Source organism: Mycobacterium sp. D16Q13 (assembly GCF_002013375.1).
Classification (GTDB): Bacteria; Actinomycetota; Actinomycetes; order Mycobacteriales; family Mycobacteriaceae; genus Mycobacterium.
Genome location: NZ_MAEW01000009.1, coordinates 51,495 through 73,526, shown reverse-complemented (window position 1 = coordinate 73,526; position 22,032 = coordinate 51,495). Strand labels below are relative to the sequence as shown.

The following is a 22,032-nucleotide window of genomic DNA, read 5'->3' as shown; positions in this document are numbered from 1 at the left end:
ATGGCTCGCAAAAGTGAGGGCGAGAGTAAGGCTCCCCGCGGCCGCGGTAGACCACCTGGAGGCGGAAATACCGCAGAGCAGGCACAGGCCCAGCTTCTTGATGCCGCGGAGCGGCTGTTTGTCGAGCGTGGGTATGGCGCATCCACCATGGAGGCCATCGCACGGGAGGCCGGATACAGCCGCGCGGTGGTGTACCGGCATTTTCGGAACCGGGACGACCTGATGGATGCCCTGGTGGTCCGCGCGACGATGAGCGAGATCGCCAAGATGATCGGCCGCCTCATCGTGCTGAAGGACCTCGCCGAAATCATCCCCGAGTCGATGGTGATCGTGTCGGTGGAGGTCGGCGCCAATCCGTTACTGCGGGTGCTTGCCGACCGCGATGACCACGGGACCGTCGCATCGTTAATTGTCAACGCCCCCCATCTCATTGACCTGCTGACATCCCTGTATGCGGGTGCCTTCAGTACCCGGATGGCGGAGGTGCGCGCGGGTGTACGGCCCGAGGATGCGGCACGGTACGTGCTGTCCGTCGCGTTGTCCCTGCTGCTCGGGCTTATCCCGGGAACCGACAACCCCGAGCAGGTTCGGCGCTATGTCCGAGTTTTTGTGCTGCCCACACTGCTCGCAAACCCGCCGGAGCCGGAGGACGTCTTCGTTTAACGTGCGGTTGTGCGAGCTCTGATGAGATCGGTCACGATGTTGGGGATCTCATCGGCGCTCCGCGCGACCCTGCTGGCCCCGCCTGGGGTGGCTTCCGAAATCTGTTTGAGGACATCAGCATCCGCATCCTCGGTGATGCCGAGGGTGATGAGCACGACGGGGCGTGCCGGGTCTTGTTCCTTTTTCAAGGTGGCAAGCAGCCGATCTAGGGAGATGCCGTTCGGGTCCTCGTTCGCGCCGTCGGTAATGATCACCACGCTGTTGATGAAGTGCGGGTCGTACGTGGACTGGACCTTGTGGAACGCGGCGAGAGTGGTGTCGTACAAACCGGTTCCACCGCCGACGAGGGAGTCCAGACCGCGGCCGTCGTCGAGGAGGAGCTGGCGTTGGGTCTTGTCGCCCACCTTCTCGCTGAGGGTGCGAAGGGGCTGCAGCTCTCTCCAGTCCTGGCTAGGTCCGCCCTTGTCGATAGAGAAGACCCACAAGCCGATCTGAGCGTTCTCCGGGAAGAGGGGCAGCCCGTTGTCGATCGCCTGACTCAGCAACGCCACGCGTGACACCGGCCCCGCGGGGGCCCGCATTGACCCTGAGACGTCGAGTACGGCGAGCATGCGGGAAGGCAAGGCCAGCACCGCATATCGGCGCATCGCTGTGTCGAATGCGGTCAGGTCATTCACGGTGAGCGTCTCCACCGCGCCCACGCCCTTCCTGTCTAGCGGGGCGAAGTCCGGCCCCCGGAATCCGGCGTTCGTCAACGCATCCGCGCCACCGCTGCCGGAGAGGCGCTCGGCGAGTGCCTCTCCGGCCTGTTTGGCCTTGGCATGCCGATCGTTGGCGGATTCGGTGACCGCTATCGGATAGTTCAGGGCCAGTGTGCCGGTTGTTGGGACAACGGCGGTGAGCAATGCGCCCGGGTGCTTGTCGTTGTAGTCCAGGAGCTGTTGTTCGGTCGAAATCGCCAGTCCGCCGGTCTTTGCCACCTCGCCGAGACGTTCCTCGGCGCTGCTCTGCCGAGTGTTCGTCAGCTGCGCCTGCGCGATCGGAACGAGCGCCGCGGTGATGGCGTTGGCATCGCTCTTGCCCTGCTCGGCCTCAGCAAGTGCTCCCAGCACCGGTCCCGCGGCCACGGTGTCCTCCAGCGGATTCCCGATCCGCAGCCCGGGCTGTTTCAGAACGCTCAGCCATGAATCAAACGTCGGCGCCTCGCCCTGTTTGGCGACCACCACCACGGGAGTCCTGGCCAGGGACTGGCTTGCCGAATCCAGAGGAGACCCGGTGGTGCGCATCTGCTTCACCAGCCAGATAGAGGAATCGGGGAGCCACAGTGCGGGCGCGCCACCGGGCTTGCCGATTGCCGCCGCCGTCGCCGCGGAGGCCTTCGCGTCCACGGTGATTCTTGTGCAGCGCAGTTCCTTGGCGCTCGCGCCGTCAGCCACCTCTGATATGACCGGAGCGATGGCCGGGTCGGCGGCGACGGTGAAGGTATCGACATCTCCGCATCGGCCGGACAGCTTCGTGAAGGCGAACACCCCGACCCCTCCGAGCAGGAGGGCGATTGCCGTCAGCGCAATCCACTTGGACAGTTTCGAACCACCCGAACGCTGTCTTCTGCGATTGCGTTCACTGTGGCGACCAGGCATGACCGGACCTCTTCGTTCTCGGCGGCACGCAGACTCGGTGCCCGCGCTCGTGAGGCTCGGGCGATAGTACCGTGAACAAGATCACTGTCTGGAGGGCTGAGCAGGCAGTTGGCGGTCATCAAAGGGGAGTCATGCGGGCTTGGGTGGGTCTGGCGGTATGCGCACTATTAGCTGGGTGTTCCCTTGATTTCGGTCCGACGGACGTCGAGGTGCCCGTCGAGGAGGCAGAAGCCTTTGGCCGGATCGACATCCCTGCTGGATTGCAGGTGCTCAAGGTTCGGATGGATCACGGTATCGACACCCGCTACCGCGTCGCGTTGCGTGTCAGCGAGCGGGATGTGGCGACGATTCTGCGGAAGTCGACGTTCACCGCGCCTTTTCGCCCCGTGAACAACCCGTCCTCGATGACGGTCATCGCGGGTCCTCCGTTATCCACCGCAACGAACGTCAAGGAGGCTCAAGACCACGTGGAAAAGCCCTGGGTGTATCGCGACATCGTCCAAGACATCAGGTCACCTGACGAGGTATACCTGCACATCAGCCTCTTCAACACCTAGCCCCGCGACAGGCCCGGGCACTACCTCCGTTTTCTCCGTGGGCGTAGTGCGCGCCACAGATGCGAACATGCAGGTGAGGTAGCCTGAGAGTTCATTATGTATGCCTATGGCCTGCCCCATGACGACGGAAGGACCGGGCCGCTGACCGCGGCCGACGCTGTATGAACCGGACAAACGTGTTTCGCACCCTGGGCGTCATCGTGGTGGTGCTGCTGCTGGGGTGGTCGTTCTTCTACTTCGGCGACGACACCCGCGGCTACAAACCCGTCGACACCACGGTCGCGATCAAGCAGATTGACACCGACAACGTCAAGAGCGCCCGCATCGACGACCGCGAGCAGCAGCTGCGGCTGGACCTCAAGTCCGGAAACGGCGATACCGAAGGCAAGGACAAGGTCATTACCAAGTACCCGACGGGGTACGGAGTGCCGCTGCTGGAAAAGCTGAACGGCAAGGGTGCGACGGTCGGTACGACGGTGAACCAGGGCAGCATCCTCGGATCGCTGCTGCTGTACCTGCTGCCGGTGATCCTGCTCGTGGTGCTGTTCTTCGCGTTCAGCCGCATGCAGTCCGGCGGTCGTGGCATGGGCTTTGGTTTCGGCAAATCACGTGCCAAGCAGCTGTCCAAGGACATGCCGAAAACCACCTTTGCCGACGTGGCCGGGGTCGATGAGGCCGTCGAAGAGCTTTACGAGATCAAGGATTTCCTACAGAACCCGTCGCGCTATCAGGCGCTCGGCGCCAAAATCCCGCGCGGCGTGCTGCTCTACGGTCCGCCCGGCACCGGTAAGACGCTGCTAGCTCGCGCGGTCGCCGGTGAGGCCGGTGTGCCGTTCTTCACCATCTCCGGTTCGGATTTCGTGGAAATGTTTGTGGGCGTTGGCGCTTCACGTGTGCGCGACCTCTTCGAACAGGCCAAGCAGAACAGTCCCTGCATCATCTTCGTCGACGAGATCGACGCCGTCGGACGTCAGCGCGGCGCCGGTCTGGGTGGTGGGCACGACGAGCGCGAGCAGACCCTCAACCAGCTGCTGGTTGAGATGGATGGCTTCGGTGACCGGCAGGGTGTCATCCTCATCGCAGCCACCAACCGTCCCGACATTCTCGATCCGGCGCTGCTGCGCCCCGGTCGTTTCGACCGGCAGATCCCGGTGTCGAGCCCCGACCTGGCCGGCCGCAAGGCCGTGCTCAAGGTCCACTCGGCGGGCAAGCCGTTCGGTCCCGATGTCGATTTCGACGGTCTGGCCAAGCGCACCGTGGGCATGTCCGGTGCCGATCTCGCCAACGTCATCAACGAGGCCGCGTTGCTCACTGCGCGTGAGAACGGCACCGTCATCACGGCCGCCGCGCTGGAGGAATCGGTAGACCGGGTTGTCGGCGGTCCGCGCCGCAAGGGCCGCATCATCAGTGAGCACGAAAAGAAGATCACCGCTTATCACGAGGCCGGACATACCCTGGCCGCCTGGGCGATGCCCGATATCGAGCGGGTGTACAAGGTGACCATCCTGGCGCGCGGTCGCACCGGCGGTCACGCCATCGCGGTACCCGAGGACGACAAGGGCCTGGCCACCAGGTCCGAGATGATCGCGCAGCTGGTGTTCGCCATGGGTGGCCGCGCCGCCGAGGAACTCGTGTTCCGTGAGCCGACCACCGGCGCGGTGTCCGATATCGAGCAGGCGACCAAGAAGGCCCGCGCCATGGTCACCGAGTTCGGTATGAGCGCCAAGCTCGGTGCCGTGCGATACGGCACCGAACATGGCGATCCGTTCCTGGGGCGCACCATGGGCACCCAGCCCGACTACTCGCACGAGGTTGCGCGCGAAATCGATGAGGAGGTGCGCAATCTCATCGAGGCCGCGCACACCGAGGCGTGGGCCATCCTCACCGAGTACCGAGATGTGCTGGATACCTTGGCCGGTGAGCTGCTTGAGAAGGAGACCGTGGTCCGTAAGGAACTCGAGGAGATCTTCAAGGATGTCCAGCGGCGTCCACGACTGAAGATGTTCGACGACTTCGGGGGCCGGATTCCGTCCGACAAGCCACCCATCAAGACCCCGGGCGAGCTTGCCATCGAACGTGGCGAACCCTGGCCGCCCCCGGTCCCGGAGCCCGCGTTCAAGAAGGCCATCGCCGAGCAGGCAGCGGCGGCCGCGCCCGCAAACGGGGCACCGGCGGTGCCGAGCGGTCCTGTGCCGAATGGTCAAGGTGGCCAACCTGTTCCGGCGGGAACCCACCCTGGTCAGGCTCCCGGTGCCAACTACGGTGCCCCTGCCGGCTGGTACGCGCCAGGCTGGCCTCCGCAGGGACAGGCCCCCTACCCCCCGCCGGGATACCCGCCGCAGGGCCACGCCCAGTACCCGCCGCATGTCCAGCAGCCCTACCCGTATCCGGTGCCCGCTCCACATCAGCAGTCGGCACCGGCCCCGGATGAGGGCAGCGAGAGCAAGAGCTGACATGAACTCGCCCGAGACGGCCGAGTACAACGGCCAGCCGACCGGTCACGTCTTCGACCAGGCACGTGCCGAGGCCGCAGTCCGTGAACTGCTCTATGCCGTTGGTGAAGACCCGGACCGAAATGGGCTGGTGGATACCCCGGCCCGCGTGGCACGCGCCTACCGGGAGATATTCGCAGGTCTATACACCGATCCCGACACGGTACTGAACACCACCTTCGACGAACAGCACGACGAGTTGGTGCTGGTGAAATCGATACCGATGTACTCGACCTGTGAACATCATCTGGTGTCTTTTCACGGCGTTGCACACGTCGGATACATCCCCGGCCAGCACGGCCGGGTGACTGGACTCTCGAAAATCGCTCGTCTGGTTGACCTTTACGCAAAACGGCCCCAGGTGCAGGAGCGGTTGACGGCGCAGATCGCCGATGCGCTGGTGCGCAAGCTCGAGCCGCGCGGCGTGATCGTTGTGGTCGAGGCCGAGCACTTGTGTATGGCCATGCGTGGCGTGCGCAAGCCCGGGGCGACGACCACCACCTCCGCGGTGCGAGGCCAGTTCAAACGTGACGCCGCCTCGCGGGCCGAGGTTCTCGACCTGATGATGAGGGCATGATCGGGACGTGACGGATACTCCCGCACTGACTCACATCCTGGGAGTCGTTAATGTAACCGACGACTCCTTCTCTGACGGTGGGCAATTCATCAGGCAGTCGGATGCGGTGGCGCACGGATTGGCTCTTGCCTCCGCCGGTGCGGACATCATCGATGTCGGTGGGCAGTCGACTCGACCGGGCGCGACGCCAATCAGGCAGAAAATCGAGATGCAACGGGTCATCCCGGTGATCAAAGAGCTTGCCAGCCATGGGATCAACGTGAGTGTTGACACCATGCGCGCGGAGGTCGCGGCCGCCGCGGTGGAGGCGGGTGCGAACATGGTCAACGACGTCTCGGGCGGCCGGGCGGACCCGGAGATGGCTCCGCTGATGGCGGATCTGGGTCTGCCCTGGATTCTGATGCATTGGCGTTCAAAGAATTTCATACATACACCGGCCGCCAAGAACTACGGCGACGTGGTCACTGATGTCTCGCGTGAGCTCATGGAGTCGGTGGAGGTCGCACTTAAGGCCGGGGTCTCGCAGGACAAGATCATCCTTGACCCAGGTCTCGGTTTCGCTAAGACTGCACACCATAATTGGCTACTGCTGCAATCGATTCCGGACCTGCAGGAGCTGGGCTACCCGATTCTCATCGGCGCCTCCAGGAAGAGATTCCTGGGTGCGTTGCTCACCGACCTCAAGGGTGTGGAACGGCCGGCCGATGGGCGCGAAACCGCAACCGCGGTGATCACCGCGCTCGGGGCGTTGCATGAGGTGTGGGGTGTGCGCGTCCATGACGTCACGGCGTCCATGGATGCGCTGAAGGTGGTGCGCGCCTGGGAGACCGGTGGTGCCGAGAGCATCGAAGAGGAGGAGGAAGAGAGCCACGGGCAGCCGCAGGACCAGCAGCCCGAGCCCGTCTCCGATATTCCTCAGGACGAGGCGACCATGGAGGTGACGGTGCGGACCGTGCGACCCGAGCCCAGTAAGACCGCGGGTGGCAGGTGGCGGCGCGAGGTTGCGCAGCGCGGAACCAAGGGTGGCAAGAAATGACCGACCGCATCGAGCTGCGGGGCCTGAAAGTCTTTGGCTATCATGGAGTTTTCGAGCATGAGCGCCGTGACGGTCAGGAGTTTTCGGTGGATGTCACCGTCTGGCTGGACCTCGATACCGCGGCAGCGACGGATCAGCTGACCGACACGCTCGACTATGGAGAGCTGGCTCAGCGTGCCGCTGCGATCGTGTCCGGCCCGCCACGCAACCTCATCGAATCGGTCGCGGGCGCGATCGCCGATGACGTGATGACCGATTCCAGGGTCCATGCCGTCGAGGCGGTGGTCCACAAGCCCGACGCACCGATTCCGTTGACGTTCAGCGATGTCGCGGTGGTGGCCCGTCGTTCCCGGAGATCGAGGAACGGGGGATCCTCGCAGTGACCCACGCGGTGCTGTCCATCGGATCCAATCTTGGTGACAGGCTCACGCACCTGCAATCGGTCGTCGACGCGCTGGGCGTGGACGTGGTGGGGATATCGCCGGTGTACCAGACCGCTCCGTGGGGACCGGTTCCGCAGTCGGACTTTCTCAACGCCATCGTCATCGTGCAGGGCCACGAACCGCGTGAGTGGCTCACGGTGGTGCATCGGCTGGAGCAGGCCGCCCAGCGAGTGCGCGGCGAACGTTGGGGTCCGCGGACTCTCGACGTCGACGTGATCAGCTGCCTGCGCGGTATCGATGGCGACGCGGCCAGCACCGAGGTCCTGTCCGATGACGCTGAACTCACGCTGCCGCATCCGCGTGCGCACCAGCGTGCCTTTGTGCTGGTGCCGTGGCTGGCCCTTGACCCGGAGGCGGTACTGACCGTCGGTGGACGCCTCTGCTCAGTAGCCGATCTGGTCGCCGGTCTGGCCCCGGCCGAACGCGATGGTGTCCGACGGGTGGACGACACCCTCACCGGTCCGGTGACCTAGTGGGGCCCACCCGGATCCGCGATCTGCTGATCGCGGGCGCTCTCACCGCGATCCTCGGCTTCTTCTTTGTCTCCGCGTCCTACGGGTCCTTGCCGCCGATCCCTTTGCTTGCCGGTGTTTCGCTGCTGGTTCTCGCGATCGTGGAGGGTGGCTGGGCGTTCTACATCCGTAACAAGGTCACCGACGGCGAGATCGGGGTCGGCACGGGGCGTTTACCGGCGCTGCTGGTGGCGCGTTCGGTGGTGGTCGCGAAGGCGTCGGCGTGGCTTGGCACGCTGATGACCGGATGGTGGCTGGCGATGCTCGTCTACATCCTCCCGCGGCGAGCGCAGCTGGCCGCGGCGGTGGCCGACACACTCGGTGTGATGATCGCGACCGGTTGTGCGCTGGCACTCGTGGTCGCCGGGCTATGGCTTCAGCATTGCTGTAAGTCGCCGCCGGAGCCGCCCGCGACTCCCGCCCGGTAGCACTCGCGCATGTCGAATCGCCGATTCGAGGTCGGCCAGCACACTGCACTGTCCGGGTACAGTCACCCCCATGACCATTCCGACCCGAGCGGCGAAGCCGCGGCGTGGCAGCCGACGCCCGGGGTGGGCGTTGCTGACGGCGTTGCTGGTGCTGGCGATCGGGTCCGGGATTGCCCTGGTTTTCACCGATAAGGCCATCTATTTGCGCGTCGGTTTGTTGCTGGCGCTATGGGCTGCCGTCATCGCTTCTTTCGCCGCGCTGACCTACCGCCGGCAGAGCGATACCGACCAGGCCAAGGTGCGTGACCAGAAACTCGTCTACGACCTGCAGCTGGACCGGGAGATTTCGGCGCGACGCGAGTACGAATTGACGGTCGAGAGCAGATTGCGTCAGCAGCTGGCGGGGGAGATCGAGGCGCAGGCCGCCGACGAGATCGCAACGCTGCGCGCCGAGCTCGCCGCGCTGCGCACCAATCTGGAGATTCTTTTCAACACCGAGCTCAGTGATCGGCCCGCGATCGAACACGATCCGATTCGGGCGCTGGGGCCCTGGCCTGGTGCCGAGCCGGTGCCCGCACCGAACGCGGGCGCACCCGCAACCGCGTTCGCCCCTTCCGTGCGCGAGCCGCAACCCACGCCCGCCGCCGAGTATCAGGACGTCACCGCGGTCGAGGAAGACAATCGGACATCGGAATACCCGATCATCGATGTCGCCGAGGATCCGCATCACGTCGACGTGGACGAGGCACCTCCCACCCCGCCCTATCCGGCACCTCCGTACTACGGGTCCGCTCAACCTCACGAGCCGGAGCCGTATCAGCAGCCGGTGTCCTCCGGGACGCATTGGCGTCCGCAGCCCGAACCGCATGTGGCCCAGCCCCCAATACCGGAGCGTGAACCCGTGGTTCCAGCGGCCCCGGCCGCCGCGGAATCCGTACAGCCACCGTATTGGGCTGCCAGGCAAGAGGATTGGGATGCCGCGGCCGACGGCGAGGACTGGGATCCCGCGCCTCAGCCGATGGCCCCACCGGAGCAGCCCGCCCCTCAGCCCGCGTGGAACGCGCCTGCTCCAGACTGGAACGCGCCGCCACCGCCACCTCCGAGTGCCTGGGCTCCGGCACCCGCCGAAGGTCAATGGCTGCCTCCCGGAACCTCCGGAAGCAATTGGGCCGCCCAGGAACCTGCACCGGCACCTGCCCCGTACCAGGCGGAACCACCCGTGGGGCGTCACTCGGGGACTCCGTCACGACACCAGGCGCCGACCGCGCCCGAGGCCGCTGGTGGCGGGCATTGGGCACCCGAGCCGTCCTATCCTCCGCCTCCGCCGGCGCCTGAACAGCCGAGCCATCCCGAGAGTGCGGGCGGCCACCGCGCGCCGGAACCCGAGGAGAAGGGCGGCCGGCGCCGGGCTCCGGAACCCGAGGAGTCCGACGAGACCCGCGGCCGGCGCCGTGTCGAGGAAACCGGCGGCTTCTCGGTCGCCGACCTGCTGGGGCGCCTCCAAAGCGATCCCTCCGAGTCATCCGAGTCCGGTGGCGGCCGCCGGAGGCGCCGCGAGGATTGACCTCAGCGGATTTGGTCATCGTGCGTGAAAGTGAGCAATCTAACGGCCTAGGCCCCTGCCGATAGCGCTGCGGTGGGACTAGCCTGCTGATGACCGTCCGGTACCTGCCAGGCAGGACTGGAACGTATCTAGTCTGCGAGGTGTCTCGTTCGCCATGTCTGAGGCTTTCAATGCTGATAGCCAAGCCGATGGGCCATTCGACGGCTTGCGGCCCGCGCGTCTGGCGATCGGGATCATCTCCGCCGGCCGAGTGGGTACGGCCGTGGGTGTCGCGCTGGAGGCGGCGGGCCATTTTGTCGTCGCATGCAGCGCGGTATCCGACGCCTCGCGGCGGCGGGCTGAGCGGTACCTTCCGGAAAGTCAGATTCTGCCCGCCCAAGAGGTCGCTCCACGCGCCGAACTGTTGATCCTCGCGGTGCCGGACCACGAGCTGGCGCCGCTGGTCTCGGGGCTTGCCGCCACCGGTTCGGTACGGCCCGGATCCATCGTGGTGCACACTTCGGGCGCCAACGGCGTTGGAATCCTGGAGCCGCTGACTGCCCTCGGTTGCATCCCGCTGGCCATCCATCCCGCCATGACCTTCGCCAGCGGTGACGAAGATATTGAACGACTTACCAACTCTTGCTTCGGAATTACTGCCGCCGATGAGACCGGGTATGCCATCGGTACGGCGTTGGTGCTGGAGATTGGTGGCGAACCGGTGCGCGTGCGCGAAGACGCCCGTACTCTCTATCACGCGGCTCTGGCGCACGGCAGCAACCATGTGGTGACGCTGGTTCTGGATGCGGTTGAGGCGTTGCGTTCAGCACTCTGGGGGCAGGAGCTGTTGGGGCAGGAGACAATTGGTGATGGTCCGGGCGGGCTGCCCGAACGGATGCTGGCACCTCTGGTGCGCGCCGCCGTTACCAACGCGCTGGAGCGTGGGCAGGCCGCTCTGACGGGCCCGGTGGCGCGCGGCGACGGTGCCGCTGTCGAGCGCCATCTCGACGCACTCGCCGAGACTGATCCGGCGCTGGCCGAGGCGTATCGCGCCGATGCTCGCCGTACCGCGCAGCGTGCGCACGCACCCCAATCGGTTTTCGCCGCACTGGAACCCCGGACTAGATAGGGCTGTTTGATGACGAGTTTGTACGGGCCGAAGGGGCCGAAGGGGCCGAAGGGCTATGTCAGTGGAGAACTCACTGTTCACCACGATCCCGACACGATGTACGACGTGTCGAAGGCATTGCGGCATACCGGCCGCCGGATCATGTTGGTACCGACCATGGGTGCGTTACACGAGGGGCATCTGACACTGGTCCGGCACGCCCGGAAGGTGCCCGGCGCTGTGGTCGTTGTGTCGATCTTCGTCAATCCCCTGCAGTTTGGTGCTGGCGAGGATCTCGATGCCTACCCGCGCACACTGGAATCGGACGTCGAGAAACTACGCGGTGAGGGTGTCGAGCTGGTCTTCGCTCCCAATGCGGAGGCGATGTATCCCAACGGTCAGCGCACTACCGTCCAGCCCGGACCGCTTGGCGCCGATCTCGAGGGTGCCTCTCGTCCAACGCATTTTGCCGGAATGCTGACGGTGGTTCTCAAGCTGCTGCAGATCGTGGCTCCAGACCAGACGTATTTCGGTGAGAAGGATTACCAGCAGCTGGTGCTCATCAGGCAGATGGTCGCCGATCTCAACCTCAAGACGCGCATCGTCCCGATACCGATTGTCCGTGAGGCGGACGGATTGGCGATGTCCTCACGGAATGTCTACCTGAGCCACGAGCACCGCGAGCAGGCGGGCGCGCTGTCGGCGGCGCTACTTGCCGGAATCTATTCGGCCGCAGGCGGTTCGGAATCGGCTCTGGACGCGGCTCGTGCGGTGCTCGATGAGGTACCCGCCATCGAGGTGGACTACCTGGAGATTCGCGGCGCCGATCTCGGCCCGGCTCCCGCGCAAGGACCCGGCCGCATGCTGGTGGCGGCCAGGCTGGGCTCAACCCGGCTTTTAGACAATGTTCCCTTGGAATTGGGCGGCGGAATCGGTTCCTCCGGACCCGCCGACCCCGATCACGCGTTACCATGGCGAAACTGACTGGAGGACATGATGTTCCGGACAATGATGAAATCAAAGATCCATCGCGCCACCGTGACGCATGCGGATCTGCACTACGTCGGCTCGGTCACCATCGATCCCGATCTGATGGAGGCCGCGGACCTGCTGGAGGGTGAGCAGGTGACCATCGTGGACATCAACAACGGCGCCCGGCTGGAGACCTACGCGATCACTGGTACGCGTGGCAGCGGGGTCATCGGGATCAATGGTGCCGCAGCGCATCTCGTGCACCCGGGAGATCTGGTGATCATCATCGCCTACGGTGTGATGACCGATGCGGAAGCTCGCGTCTTCGCTCCGCGTGTGGTGTTTGTTGACTCAGACAACAAACAGGTCGAACTGGGCGAGCACTCTGACGATCCGGCGTATGTGCCCGAGAACTTCGGCTTGGTGTCGCCACGCGGTTTGGTGTAGCCGTGCTGCTGGCCATCGACGTACGCAACACGCACACCGTTCTCGGTCTGGTCGCGGGTACCGGCGAGCACGCCAAGGTTGTTCAGCACTGGCGAATTCGTACGGAAACCGAGATCACCGCCGACGAGCTGGCACTCACCATCGACGGACTGATCGGCGACGACAGTGAGACGTTGACCGGGGTTGCGGCACTGTCCACCGTGCCATCTGTGCTGCACGAAATGCGGGGCATGTTCGACCAGTACTGGTCGGCCGTTCCGCAGGTCCTCATCGAGCCGGGTGTTCGCACTGGCCTTCCGCTTCTTGTCGACAATCCGAAAGAGGTCGGCGCCGACCGAATTGTGAATTGTCTTGCCGCGCATCACAGATTCGGGTCGGCATGCATCGTGGTGGATTTCGGGTCGTCGATCTGTGTGGATGTGGTATCGGCCAAGGGCGAGTTCCTGGGGGGTGCCATTGCCCCGGGTGTGCAGGTGTCCTCCGATGCCGCGGCGGCCCGCAGCGCCGCCCTGCGGCGGGTCGAGCTGACCCGGCCGCGTTCCGTCGTGGGCAAGAACACGGTCGAGTGCATGCAATCGGGAGCGGTTTTCGGGTTCGCGGGGCTGGTGGACGGGCTGGTGGAGCGGGTGCGTCGCGATATCGACGGCTTCAGTGGCGCCGGCGCCACGGTGGTGGCCACGGGTCACACCGCCCCGCTGATCCTCCCCGAGACGCATACCGTCGACCGCTACGAGGAACATCTCACGCTCGACGGCCTGCGGCTGGTGTACGAGCGCAACCGGGCTGACCAGCGCGGCAAGGCCCGCGCGGCCAAATAGAGATCCATACGTAAGAATCGGCAGCGCACTTCCGGCGCGAGGCACTACCGCTAAGCTGCCGAGACGTGACTGATCCTGACGCGCAGACCAGCTTGCCGGAACAATTTCGCATTCGGCAGGCCAAGCGCGAGAAGCTGCTCGCCGAGGGCATCCAGCCGTATCCGGTAGAGGTGCCGCGGACCCACAGCCTCAAGCAGATTCGCGATGCTTACGTGGATCTGGAGACAGATACCAGCACGGGTGACCAGGTGGGTGTTTCGGGTCGCGTCATTTTCTCCCGCAATACCGGCAAGCTGTGTTTCGCGACGCTGCAGGAGGGTGACGGCACGTCATTGCAGGTCATGATCAGTCTCGGCGGTGTTGGCGAACAGGCACTCGCCGACTGGAAGACCGATGTGGACCTTGGTGACATCGTGTTCGTGCAGGGCGAGGTCATCAGCTCACGGCGCGGCGAACTGAGTGTCCTGGCGGACGGCTGGCAGATGGCCTCCAAGTCCCTGCGCCCGCTGCCCGTTGCTCATAAGGAGATGTCCGAAGAGACCAGAGTGCGCCAGCGATACGTGGATCTCATCGTGCGGCCGGAGGCGCGCCAGATTGCGCGGCAGCGGGTCGCGGTGATGCGCGCTATTCGTGACGCTCTGCACCGTCGCGGATTCCTGGAGTTGGAGACGCCGATCTTGCAGACCCTCGCCGGAGGTGCTGCCGCTCGCCCGTTCATTACGCATTCCAACGCACTCGATATCGACCTGTATCTGCGTATTGCGCCGGAACTTTTCCTGAAAAGGGCTCTTGTTGGCGGCTTCGACAAGATTTTCGAGCTCAACCGAGTTTTCCGAAATGAAGGGTCAGATTCGACGCATTCTCCCGAATTCGTGATGTTGGAAACATATGAGACGTACGGCACATACGACACCGCCGCAACAATGATCCGCGAGCTCATCCAGGAGGTAGCGGACGATGCAATGGGCACCAGGCAGGTGACGTTGCCCGACGGATCGAGCTACGACTTGGACGGCGAGTGGACGACGTTGGAGATGTATCCGTCGTTGTCGGAAGCTCTTGGTGAGGAGATCACCCCCGATACACCGATTGCCACGCTATGGAAGATCGCTGATCAGGTGGGTGCAGAGATTCCCACAGACCGCGGTTACGGTCACGGAAAACTCATCGAAGAACTGTGGGAACACCAGGTCGGCGACAAAATGTACGCACCGACGTTTGTTAGGGATTTCCCAGTGGAGACATCCCCACTGACTCGTCAGCACCGGAGCATCGCGGGTGTCACCGAGAAGTGGGACTTGTATGTGCGCGGCTTTGAATTGGCGACCGGATACTCGGAGTTGATTGACCCGGTGATCCAGCGTGAAAGGTTCGCTGACCAGGCACGATTGGCTGCTGCCGGTGATGATGAGGCGATGAGCCTGGATGAAGACTTCCTCGGCGCGATGGAACATGCGATGCCACCCGCGGCCGGAACCGGGATGGGTATCGACCGCTTGTTGATGGCGCTTACCGGACTGGGAATTCGCGAGACGATCTTGTTTCCGATTGTCAGACCGACGCTTTGATCTACGCGTTCGAATTTTGTCTCACTTTTCAACTATGAGTGTAGTGAATCGCTTGCCTTGAGCGGAACACGCGCAGCCTTGCGCGTATGTTGAACTTTGCGGCAATCCGTGGCATGTTTGAGGCGGACCAACGGGGGTTCTGCTTTTGGAAGGACAAAGGGAATGGCTAAGAAGGTCACGGTCACGCTTGTCGACGACGTCGACGGCGAAGCGCCTGCCGATGAGACCGTTGAATTCGGTATTGACGGCGTGACTTATGAGATCGACCTTTCTTCTAAGAATGCAGAGAAGCTGCGCAATCAGCTCTCTACATGGGTCGAGCACGCTCGACGTGTCAGCGGGCGTCGTCGTGGGCGGGGGAGCTCGGGCACGGGTCGCGGGCGCGCGAGCATCGATCGTGAGCAGAGTGCAGCCATCCGGGAGTGGGCACGCAAGGAAGGGCACAATGTGTCCTCACGCGGCCGTATTCCCGCCGAAGTCATTGACGCGTTCAACGCGGCCAACTAAGACTGCCGACGGGCACGTCTCCCCGGGAATTTCGCTTACGGCGAAGCCGGGGCAAAATCGGAAACGTTTTCACCGCATCTGGCGTTGTTCGGTTGCCTAACAAGCACCGCCGGGTGCGGTGATTCGTATATTTGGGGACGGTTCCTCCGGGTTCCGCGGGTTCCTCTGAGTACCCTCAGGGGCCGTCTCCTGGTATGCGAGCACCGCACCGACCACGGCTGACCACTAGAGTGGCGATTAGGTCCTAGTGCCAGCGGAGATGAGCCGTTTGGGGGGAGCCCCGAGCGGCACCAAGAACCGCTTGCGCAAAGGCCGGACGAGGAAGCGAGGGAGACCGATGTTCGAGAGATTCACTGACCGCGCAAGGCGGGTGGTTGTGCTGGCCCAAGAAGAGGCCCGCATGCTCAATCACAACTACATCGGCACCGAGCACATCCTGCTGGGTCTGATTCACGAAGGCGAGGGCGTTGCCGCCAAGTCGCTGGAGTCGCTGGGTATTTCCCTGGAAGGGGTGCGCAGCCAGGTCGAGGAGATCATCGGCCAGGGGCAGCAGGCACCGTCCGGGCACATTCCCTTCACTCCGCGCGCCAAGAAGGTGCTGGAACTGAGCCTGCGCGAGGCGCTGCAGCTCGGCCACAACTACATCGGCACCGAGCACATCCTGCTGGGCCTCATCCGTGAGGGTGAAGGCGTCGCGGCGCAGGTGCTCGTCAAGCTGGGCGCCGAACTGACGCGGGTGCGCCAGCAGGTCATTCAGCTGCTGAGCGGCTACCAGGGCAAGGAGACCGCCGAATCCGGTACCGGAGGCCGTGGTGGTGAGGCCGGGACCCCGTCGACCTCGCTGGTCCTCGACCAGTTCGGGCGCAACCTGACCGCTGCTGCCATGGAAGGCAAGCTCGACCCGGTCATCGGTCGCGAGAAGGAAATCGAGCGGGTCATGCAGGTGCTGAGCCGCCGCACCAAGAACAACCCGGTGCTGATCGGTGAGCCCGGTGTCGGCAAGACTGCCGTCGTCGAGGGCCTGGCGCAGGCCATCGTGCACGGCGAGGTACCCGAGACCCTCAAGAACAAGCAGCTGTACACCCTGGACCTCGGGTCCCTGGTGGCCGGCAGCCGCTACCGCGGTGACTTCGAGGAACGCCTCAAGAAGGTGCTCAAGGAGATCAACACTCGCGGCGACATCATCCTGTTCATCGACGAGCTGCACACACTGGTTGGTGCGGGCGCGGCCGAGGGCGCTATCGACGCGGCCTCGATCCTCAAGCCCAAGCTGGCCCGTGGCGAGCTGCAGACCATCGGTGCGACCACTCTCGACGAGTACCGCAAGTACATCGAGAAGGACGCCGCCCTGGAGCGTCGTTTCCAGCCGGTGCAGGTGGGTGAGCCGACCGTCGAGCACACCATCGAGATCCTCAAGGGTCTGCGCGACCGCTACGAGGCGCACCACCGGGTGTCCATCACCGACGGCGCGCTGGTTGCGGCGGCCACCCTGGCCGACCGGTACATCAACGACCGGTTCTTGCCGGACAAGGCGATCGACCTGATTGATGAGGCGGGCGCCCGCATGCGTATCCGCCGGATGACCGCTCCGCCAGACCTGCGCGAGTTCGACGAGAAGATCGCCGATGCCCGCCGGGAGAAGGAATCGGCCATCGACGCTCAGGACTTCGAGAAGGCGGCGCGCCTGCGCGATTCTGAGAAGCAGTTGGTCGCTCAGCGAGCGGATCGTGAAAAGCAGTGGCGTTCAGGCGATCTGGACGTGGTCGCTGAGGTTGACGATGAGCAGATCGCCGAGGTGCTGGGCAACTGGACCGGTATCCCCGTGTTCAAGCTGACCGAGGAAGAGACCACTCGGCTGCTGCGCATGGAAGAGGAACTGCACAAGCGGATCATTGGCCAGGAGGACGCTGTCAAGGCAGTCTCGAAGGCGATCCGCCGCACCCGTGCCGGTCTGAAGGACCCACGGCGTCCCTCGGGTTCGTTCATCTTTGCCGGACCGTCGGGTGTCGGTAAGACCGAGCTGTCCAAGGCGCTGGCCAACTTCCTGTTCGGCGACGACGATGCGCTCATCCAGATCGACATGGGCGAGTTCCACGACCGCTTCACCGCGTCAAGGCTTTTCGGCGCTCCTCCGGGATACGTCGGATACGAGGAGGGCGGTCAGCTCACCGAGAAGGTGCGTCGCAAGCCGTTCAGCGTTGTGTTGTTCGACGAGATCGAGAAGGCTCACCAGGAGATCTACAACACCCTGTTGCAGGTGCTCGAGGATGGTCGTCTCACCGACGGTCAGGGTCGCACGGTCGATTTCAAGAACACGGTGCTGATCTTCACCTCGAACTTGGGCACTTCGGATATCTCGAAGGCCGTGGGCCTCGGCTTCTCCGAGGGTGGCGGCGGCTCCAACTACGAGCGGATGAAGCAGAAGGTCAACGACGAGCTCAAGAAGCATTTCCGGCCCGAGTTCCTGAACCGCATCGATGACATCATCGTCTTCGAGCAGCTGACTCAGCAGCAGATCATCGAGATGGTCGATCTGATGATCGGGCGGGTGGGCAAGCAGCTCAAGGTCAAGGACATGGCGATGGAGCTCACCGACAAGGCCAAGTCGCTGCTCGCCAAGCGCGGGTTCGACCCGGTGCTGGGTGCGCGGCCGCTGCGCCGGACCATCCAGCGCGAGATCGAGGACACCCTCTCGGAGAAGATTCTCTTCAACGAGATCGGTGCCGGCGAGCTGATCACGGTCGATGTCGAGGGCTGGGACGGCGAAGGCGCCGGCGAGGACGCGAAGTTCACGTTCGTCGGCCGTCCGAAGCCCGCGCTGGTCACCGGTGAGGAGCCGGCCGCCGACCTGGCGGCCTCCGCCTCGGAGTAGACAACCCACAAAGCGCCGGGTGCGAGCCTCACAGCTCACACCCGGCGCTTTGTGCGTATTGGGACCTCAGGCGTGCAGCAGGGGTCGCACTTCCTGGCCCAGGCTGTGGATGTATCCGATGAGATCGGGTTCGTTTCCGGTCGGTGATGCGATGAAATCCGTGACGCCGAGGTCTCGTAGCGCGTGGAGCTTCCCGGCGACCTCGGCGGCATCTCCGCCGATGCTCGCCGAAGCGTCGAAGGAGATCCCGGGGTAGTGGCCGGGGTCGTTCGCGATGAGTTGGGCGGCGCCGGGCCCGACACTGATGGTTCGGCTCAGGAAGATCCGGTGATCGGGGCCGGGGTCAATCAGAGCGCAGTGCGCGGCGATGGTGTCGGCGGGAACCATGCTGGTCAGCAAGGTGCCATCGCCCAGGCGGCCGGCCAGTCGTAGCGAGCGGGGCCCGTTCGCGCCGATCATGATGGGCAGCGGTTCCGCGGGCGGCCAGTCCAGCCGGACCTCTTTCAGCCGCACATATCGCCCGGCGGCACTGACCTCCTTGCCCGCCAACAGATCCCGCAGTGCCGTCGCGTACTCCTGGAGCAGCGTCAGGGGCGAGCCGACCTTGGCGCCAATTTGTTCCATGTGAGGCTGCCAGCCGTGCCCGATCCCCGGCAGCACCCTGCCGGGGAAATTGCGCGCCAGGATGCTGTAGTCCATTGCTGCCGTCACGACATTGCGTACCGGTGCCGAGAGGAAACCAGTTCCGACACTGATCCGTTCGGTGGACGCAAGGGCCAGGGAGGCGTACGCGATCGATGTGGTGGCGAAGCAGTCCTCGCAGACCCACAGGTGGTCGAGCCCGGCGGCTTCGGCCGCACGCGCGATCTCGAGCAGCCGTTCCGGTGGAAGTGATGGCGGCACCATGAGGCCGAGGGTGGTGGGCGAGCTCATGTCGCCACCCTAACTCCAGAAGCCGACAGCGTTCAGAATCCCTTGTCGCGCAGATAGTTCGCCAAGGTGACGATGGCATCCGGATTGCGCGGTCCCTCGACCAGGGCGGCGTAGGGCAGCACGATGAAGTTCCCATCGCGGACCGCCTGGGTGTGCTTCATCAGTGGCTGTGCCTTGAGCAGGTTGATCTTTGCGTCGGCCGTGTTGTTGGGGCCCACCCCGTAATCGCAGATGATGATCACCTGAGGGTCGCGCTGGGCGGCCGTCTCCCACGCGCTGGTGGTCCAGCTGTCGTCGAGATCTGAGAAGACGTTCCGGCCCCCGGCCTTCTCGATGATCTGTTGGGGTGCGGCGTTCCTGCCGGAGGTGAACGGTTCGGCCTCGCCGCTGTCGTACAAGAAGACACGTGCGGGCGGCTTGCCCTGCGGCAGACGTGACTGTACGGCCTCAATGGTCCTGCGGTATGTGGCGATCAACTCTGTTGCGCGGTCCTGAACTCCGAAGATGGCCCCGAGGTTGGCCAGATCCTCGTAGAGCGCGTCAAGGGGAGGCTTGATACCGCGCCGGACGGTTCCGGGCTGACGGCACGCCTCGGTCAGCTGATAGGGCACCGCCCCGATGGACCGCACCCAATCCGGGGTCAGCCCGGAGGTCTCGTTGAATCCGTAGCTCCACCCCGCGAACACGAGATCGGGACGCGCGGCTTGCACTGCCTCACGAGTGAATCCCTGCCCCAGGTTGGTGGCGGACTCGAACTGCGCCTTCCACGGCGAGGTGTTGATGTCGCGATCTTGTCCGGCGTCCAGGAAGTAGCCGGCCATCCGGTCCTGTAGGCCGAGCGCGAACATCAGCTCGGTTACCCCGGTGTCATTGCTGACGGCTCGGGTAACCGGGACCGGGACATCAAGCGGTGCACCGCAATTATCGACGGACACCCGCTCGGTTCCGGGGCTCTGCGCCTCGATGGTCGCGCAGCCCGCTGAGAGCACCGACACCACCACCGTCACGCCGATGAGTGCCTTCATTCCTTCTCCTGTCTTTCGGGCTGAGCGTCGAAGATGATCTGCGGAACACCGCTTCGTGGGTGTGCGATGACATGACAGCCGATGCCGAACCACTGGCCGATGGATTCGGCAGTGATGACCTCGCGCGGTGGGCCCGAGAGCACGATGCGCCCCTCGGCCATGACGTGGATCGTGTCGCAATACTGTGCCGCGAGGTTGAGGTCGTGCAGAGCGGCGATGACCGTAACGCCCAGCATCTGTGCCGAGCTGAGTATCGAATACTGATGGCGCACATCCAGATGATTGGTGGGCTCGTCCAGCACCAAGACACGCGGTTGCTGTGCGAGCGCGCGGGCGATGAGAACCCGTTGGCGTTCCCCGCCCGAGAGGGAACTGAACCTACGGTCGGCCAGCGCGGTCACATCCGCCGTCTCGGTCGCCTCCGCGCAGATGCGCCGGTCCTGTTCGGAGGTGCTGCGCAGCGACGTGCCGTGCGGCAGCCGGCCGGTGGCGATCACTTCTGCGGCCGTGAAATCAAAATCCAAGGACATGTCCTGAGTCAGCGCCGCCACCTGACGGGCGTTCTCCCGCATGCTGATGGCCCGTACCGACACGCCGCTGACCGCTACGTCGCCGGTGGTGGGAGTGAGCGCGCGGTACAAGCAGCGCAGGGTTGTCGACTTGCCGCTGCCGTTGGGGCCGACGATTCCCACGAACCCCCCGGCCGCGACCCGCATGTCGATGCCGGAGACGATCCGGTTGCCGGCGATGTCGACCGACACGCTCCGATAGGTGACGTCCATCAGCCGACAGCTCCCGCAGACATCGCGCGCCGGCGCATCAAGCCGACGAAGACCGGTACTCCGACGGCCGCGGTGATCGCACCCAGCGGAAGCTCCTGGGGCGGAATCATCGTCCTTGCAACGAGATCGGCGGCGACGAGGAAGCACGCGCCCAGTACCGGCGCCACGATCAAGACCCGGCGGTGGTCCGCGCCGACCAGCAGCCGTGCCGCGTGCGGAATGACCAGTCCCACGAATCCGATGGCTCCGCATATGGAGACAAAACATCCGGTCATAGCGGCCGACAGCACGAACAGTGCCACCCGGAACCGCCCGGCGTGCAGACCCAGGGACGCGCTCACCTCGTCGCCCATGGACAGGGCGTTCAGTTGGCGGGCCAGCCCCGCGACGCAGACGATCCCGATTACGGTTGCCGCGAGCGCCACCGGAACCTTGTCCCAGGACGCCGCCCCCAGGCTGCCGAGCAGCCAGAACATGACGCTGCGCGCCGCTTCGCCGTTCGGCGCCAAGAACACCAGCACGGTCGTCACCGCGGACAGTCCGTAGCCCACCGCGGTGCCCACCAGAACAAGTCGCAGCGGCACCAAACCCTGTGGTGTTCGAGCGATTTGGTACACGAGTGCGGTCGCTGCGAGGGCGCCGAGGGATGCGGACAGCGACAGCGCGTAGGCGCCGAAGGTGCCGAGCACCCCATAGACCACCACGGCGGTGGCGCCCACCGAGGCCCCCGACGAGATGCCGAGAACGTACGGATCGGCCAGGGCATTGCGGACCATTGCCTGCACGAGCACGCCCACCACTGCCAGTCCGGCGCCGATAAGGATCGCAAGAATCACCCGGGGCAGCCGGGACTCGATGACGATCCGGTAATTCGCCGCGTCGGCGGCCCGAATGGACCCGCCCGTGGTGCCGACCCAGAGGAAGTGCAGACAGTCGCGCCAGGGCACGTCGGCGGTACCGAACGCGAGCGCACCGACAGACAGCAGCACCAGTGCCACCAGGCCACCGGCCGCCGCGAGGACCACCGGCCGCTCGTGTTGTGCTGCGGGCATCGGTCTTCCTGCGTCGTCGGGTCGCCGACCGCGGGGCATGACGGATACGCCAAGTCA

Annotated in this window: 21 protein-coding genes; 16 read left to right on the top strand and 5 right to left on the bottom strand. The window is 64.7% G+C overall.

The window, feature by feature from the left end; all coding sequences use genetic code 11:
* Positions 1 to 663, top strand: coding sequence for a TetR/AcrR family transcriptional regulator (locus B4400_RS10370; protein WP_078311519.1), 663 nt, complete (start codon positions 1 to 3; stop codon positions 661 to 663).
* Here the strand turns inward: B4400_RS10370 and B4400_RS10365 are convergent.
* Positions 660 to 2,228: a substrate-binding domain-containing protein gene (locus B4400_RS10365; protein WP_139361359.1), complete on the bottom strand. Its 1,569-nt coding sequence runs from the start codon at positions 2,226 to 2,228 to the stop codon at positions 660 to 662. The genes B4400_RS10370 and B4400_RS10365 overlap by 4 nt on opposite strands.
* A gap of 206 nt (positions 2,229 to 2,434) precedes the next feature.
* Between B4400_RS10365 and B4400_RS10360 the strand changes: the two genes are divergently transcribed.
* The 15 genes from B4400_RS10360 to clpC1 all read left to right on the top strand — a co-directional run bounded on the left by B4400_RS10360 (position 2,435) and on the right by clpC1 (position 18,183).
* Positions 2,435 to 2,860, top strand: a complete 426-nt coding sequence (locus B4400_RS10360; RefSeq protein ID WP_078311656.1) for a hypothetical protein — start codon at positions 2,435 to 2,437, stop codon at positions 2,858 to 2,860.
* Between the two features lie 161 nt (positions 2,861 to 3,021).
* Positions 3,022 to 5,313 (top strand): ATP-dependent zinc metalloprotease FtsH, encoded by a 2,292-nt coding sequence (ftsH, locus tag B4400_RS10355; RefSeq protein ID WP_078311517.1) that lies wholly within the window; start codon positions 3,022 to 3,024, stop codon positions 5,311 to 5,313.
* Position 5,314: 1 nt separating this feature from the next.
* A complete protein-coding gene (gene folE, locus B4400_RS10350; RefSeq protein WP_078311516.1) occupies positions 5,315 to 5,929 on the top strand; it encodes a GTP cyclohydrolase I FolE in 615 nt (204 codons plus the stop codon).
* Positions 5,930 to 5,936: 7 nt separating this feature from the next.
* On the top strand, positions 5,937 to 6,965 hold the full coding sequence (folP, locus tag B4400_RS10345; RefSeq protein ID WP_078311515.1) for a dihydropteroate synthase: 1,029 nt from the start codon (positions 5,937 to 5,939) through the stop codon (positions 6,963 to 6,965).
* A complete protein-coding gene (gene folB, locus B4400_RS10340; protein ID WP_078292579.1) occupies positions 6,962 to 7,348 on the top strand; it encodes a dihydroneopterin aldolase in 387 nt (128 codons plus the stop codon). Before folP ends, folB begins: the two co-directional genes overlap by 4 nt.
* Positions 7,345 to 7,881 carry a 2-amino-4-hydroxy-6-hydroxymethyldihydropteridine diphosphokinase gene (gene folK / locus B4400_RS10335; protein WP_139361355.1) on the top strand — a complete coding sequence of 179 codons (537 nt, stop codon included), beginning with the start codon at positions 7,345 to 7,347 and terminating at the stop codon, positions 7,879 to 7,881. The genes folB and folK overlap by 4 nt, the downstream gene beginning before the upstream one ends.
* Positions 7,881 to 8,348, top strand: a complete 468-nt coding sequence (locus B4400_RS10330) for a DUF3180 domain-containing protein (RefSeq protein ID WP_078311514.1) — start codon at positions 7,881 to 7,883, stop codon at positions 8,346 to 8,348. Before folK ends, B4400_RS10330 begins: the two co-directional genes overlap by 1 nt.
* Positions 8,349 to 8,418: 70 nt before the next feature.
* Positions 8,419 to 9,912 (top strand): DUF6779 domain-containing protein, encoded by a 1,494-nt coding sequence (locus B4400_RS10325; protein ID WP_139361354.1) that lies wholly within the window; start codon positions 8,419 to 8,421, stop codon positions 9,910 to 9,912.
* Between the two features lie 154 nt (positions 9,913 to 10,066).
* Entirely contained in the window at positions 10,067 to 11,020 is a 954-nt protein-coding gene (locus B4400_RS10320; RefSeq protein ID WP_078311513.1) for a Rossmann-like and DUF2520 domain-containing protein, read from the top strand.
* A 9-nt stretch (positions 11,021 to 11,029) separates the two neighbouring features.
* The gene (gene panC / locus B4400_RS10315) at positions 11,030 to 11,983 is read left to right on the top strand and encodes a pantoate--beta-alanine ligase (RefSeq protein WP_078311512.1); all 954 of its coding nucleotides are present in this window, start codon (positions 11,030 to 11,032) and stop codon (positions 11,981 to 11,983) included.
* A 12-nt stretch (positions 11,984 to 11,995) separates the two neighbouring features.
* Positions 11,996 to 12,418, top strand: a complete 423-nt coding sequence (gene panD / locus B4400_RS10310; protein ID WP_078311653.1) for an aspartate 1-decarboxylase — start codon at positions 11,996 to 11,998, stop codon at positions 12,416 to 12,418.
* A gap of 2 nt (positions 12,419 to 12,420) precedes the next feature.
* Positions 12,421 to 13,236 (top strand): type III pantothenate kinase, encoded by an 816-nt coding sequence (locus tag B4400_RS10305; protein ID WP_078311511.1) that lies wholly within the window; start codon positions 12,421 to 12,423, stop codon positions 13,234 to 13,236.
* A gap of 65 nt (positions 13,237 to 13,301) precedes the next feature.
* Positions 13,302 to 14,804, top strand: a complete 1,503-nt coding sequence (lysS, locus tag B4400_RS10300) for a lysine--tRNA ligase (protein WP_078311510.1) — start codon at positions 13,302 to 13,304, stop codon at positions 14,802 to 14,804.
* Between the two features lie 162 nt (positions 14,805 to 14,966).
* On the top strand, positions 14,967 to 15,311 hold the full coding sequence (lsr2, locus tag B4400_RS10295) for a histone-like nucleoid-structuring protein Lsr2 (protein ID WP_078292586.1): 345 nt from the start codon (positions 14,967 to 14,969) through the stop codon (positions 15,309 to 15,311).
* Between the two features lie 337 nt (positions 15,312 to 15,648).
* A complete protein-coding gene (clpC1, locus tag B4400_RS10290) occupies positions 15,649 to 18,183 on the top strand; it encodes an ATP-dependent protease ATP-binding subunit ClpC (protein ID WP_078311509.1) in 2,535 nt (844 codons plus the stop codon).
* A 66-nt stretch (positions 18,184 to 18,249) separates the two neighbouring features.
* Here the strand turns inward: clpC1 and B4400_RS10285 are convergent, their stop codons facing one another.
* Genes B4400_RS10285 through B4400_RS10270 form a run of 4 tightly spaced genes read right to left on the bottom strand, consistent with a single transcriptional unit; the run spans position 18,250 to position 21,975 of the window.
* On the bottom strand, positions 18,250 to 19,116 hold the full coding sequence (locus B4400_RS10285; protein ID WP_078311508.1) for an LLM class flavin-dependent oxidoreductase: 867 nt from the start codon (positions 19,114 to 19,116) through the stop codon (positions 18,250 to 18,252).
* Positions 19,117 to 19,148: 32 nt separating this feature from the next.
* Entirely contained in the window at positions 19,149 to 20,141 is a 993-nt protein-coding gene (locus B4400_RS10280) for an ABC transporter substrate-binding protein (RefSeq protein ID WP_078311507.1), read from the bottom strand.
* Positions 20,138 to 20,923 (bottom strand): ABC transporter ATP-binding protein, encoded by a 786-nt coding sequence (locus B4400_RS10275; RefSeq protein WP_078311506.1) that lies wholly within the window; start codon positions 20,921 to 20,923, stop codon positions 20,138 to 20,140. The genes B4400_RS10280 and B4400_RS10275 overlap by 4 nt, the downstream gene beginning before the upstream one ends.
* The gene (locus B4400_RS10270; protein ID WP_078311505.1) at positions 20,923 to 21,975 is read right to left on the bottom strand and encodes a FecCD family ABC transporter permease; all 1,053 of its coding nucleotides are present in this window, start codon (positions 21,973 to 21,975) and stop codon (positions 20,923 to 20,925) included. The genes B4400_RS10275 and B4400_RS10270 overlap by 1 nt, the downstream gene beginning before the upstream one ends.
* Between the last annotated feature and the right edge of the window lie 57 nt (positions 21,976 to 22,032).

Excerpts from the sequence above, each read along its gene's own strand:
- B4400_RS10370 (WP_078311519.1), top strand. The coding sequence starts at position 1 with ATGGCTCGCAAAAGTGAGGGCGAGAGTAAGGCTCCCCGCGGCCGCGGT.
- B4400_RS10360 (WP_078311656.1), top strand. The coding sequence starts at position 2,435 with ATGCGGGCTTGGGTGGGTCTGGCGGTATGCGCACTATTAGCTGGGTGT.
- ftsH (WP_078311517.1), top strand. The coding sequence starts at position 3,022 with ATGAACCGGACAAACGTGTTTCGCACCCTGGGCGTCATCGTGGTGGTG.
- folE (WP_078311516.1), top strand. The coding sequence starts at position 5,315 with ATGAACTCGCCCGAGACGGCCGAGTACAACGGCCAGCCGACCGGTCAC.
- folB (WP_078292579.1), top strand. The coding sequence starts at position 6,962 with ATGACCGACCGCATCGAGCTGCGGGGCCTGAAAGTCTTTGGCTATCAT.
- B4400_RS10325 (WP_139361354.1), top strand. The coding sequence starts at position 8,419 with ATGACCATTCCGACCCGAGCGGCGAAGCCGCGGCGTGGCAGCCGACGC.
- B4400_RS10320 (WP_078311513.1), top strand. The coding sequence starts at position 10,067 with ATGTCTGAGGCTTTCAATGCTGATAGCCAAGCCGATGGGCCATTCGAC.
- panC (WP_078311512.1), top strand. The coding sequence starts at position 11,030 with ATGACGAGTTTGTACGGGCCGAAGGGGCCGAAGGGGCCGAAGGGCTAT.
- panD (WP_078311653.1), top strand. The coding sequence starts at position 11,996 with ATGTTCCGGACAATGATGAAATCAAAGATCCATCGCGCCACCGTGACG.
- lsr2 (WP_078292586.1), top strand. The coding sequence starts at position 14,967 with ATGGCTAAGAAGGTCACGGTCACGCTTGTCGACGACGTCGACGGCGAA.
- clpC1 (WP_078311509.1), top strand. The coding sequence starts at position 15,649 with ATGTTCGAGAGATTCACTGACCGCGCAAGGCGGGTGGTTGTGCTGGCC.
- B4400_RS10285 (WP_078311508.1), bottom strand. The coding sequence starts at position 19,116 with ATGAGCTCGCCCACCACCCTCGGCCTCATGGTGCCGCCATCACTTCCA.
- B4400_RS10280 (WP_078311507.1), bottom strand. The coding sequence starts at position 20,141 with ATGAAGGCACTCATCGGCGTGACGGTGGTGGTGTCGGTGCTCTCAGCG.
- B4400_RS10275 (WP_078311506.1), bottom strand. The coding sequence starts at position 20,923 with ATGGACGTCACCTATCGGAGCGTGTCGGTCGACATCGCCGGCAACCGG.
- B4400_RS10270 (WP_078311505.1), bottom strand. The coding sequence starts at position 21,975 with ATGCCCGCAGCACAACACGAGCGGCCGGTGGTCCTCGCGGCGGCCGGT.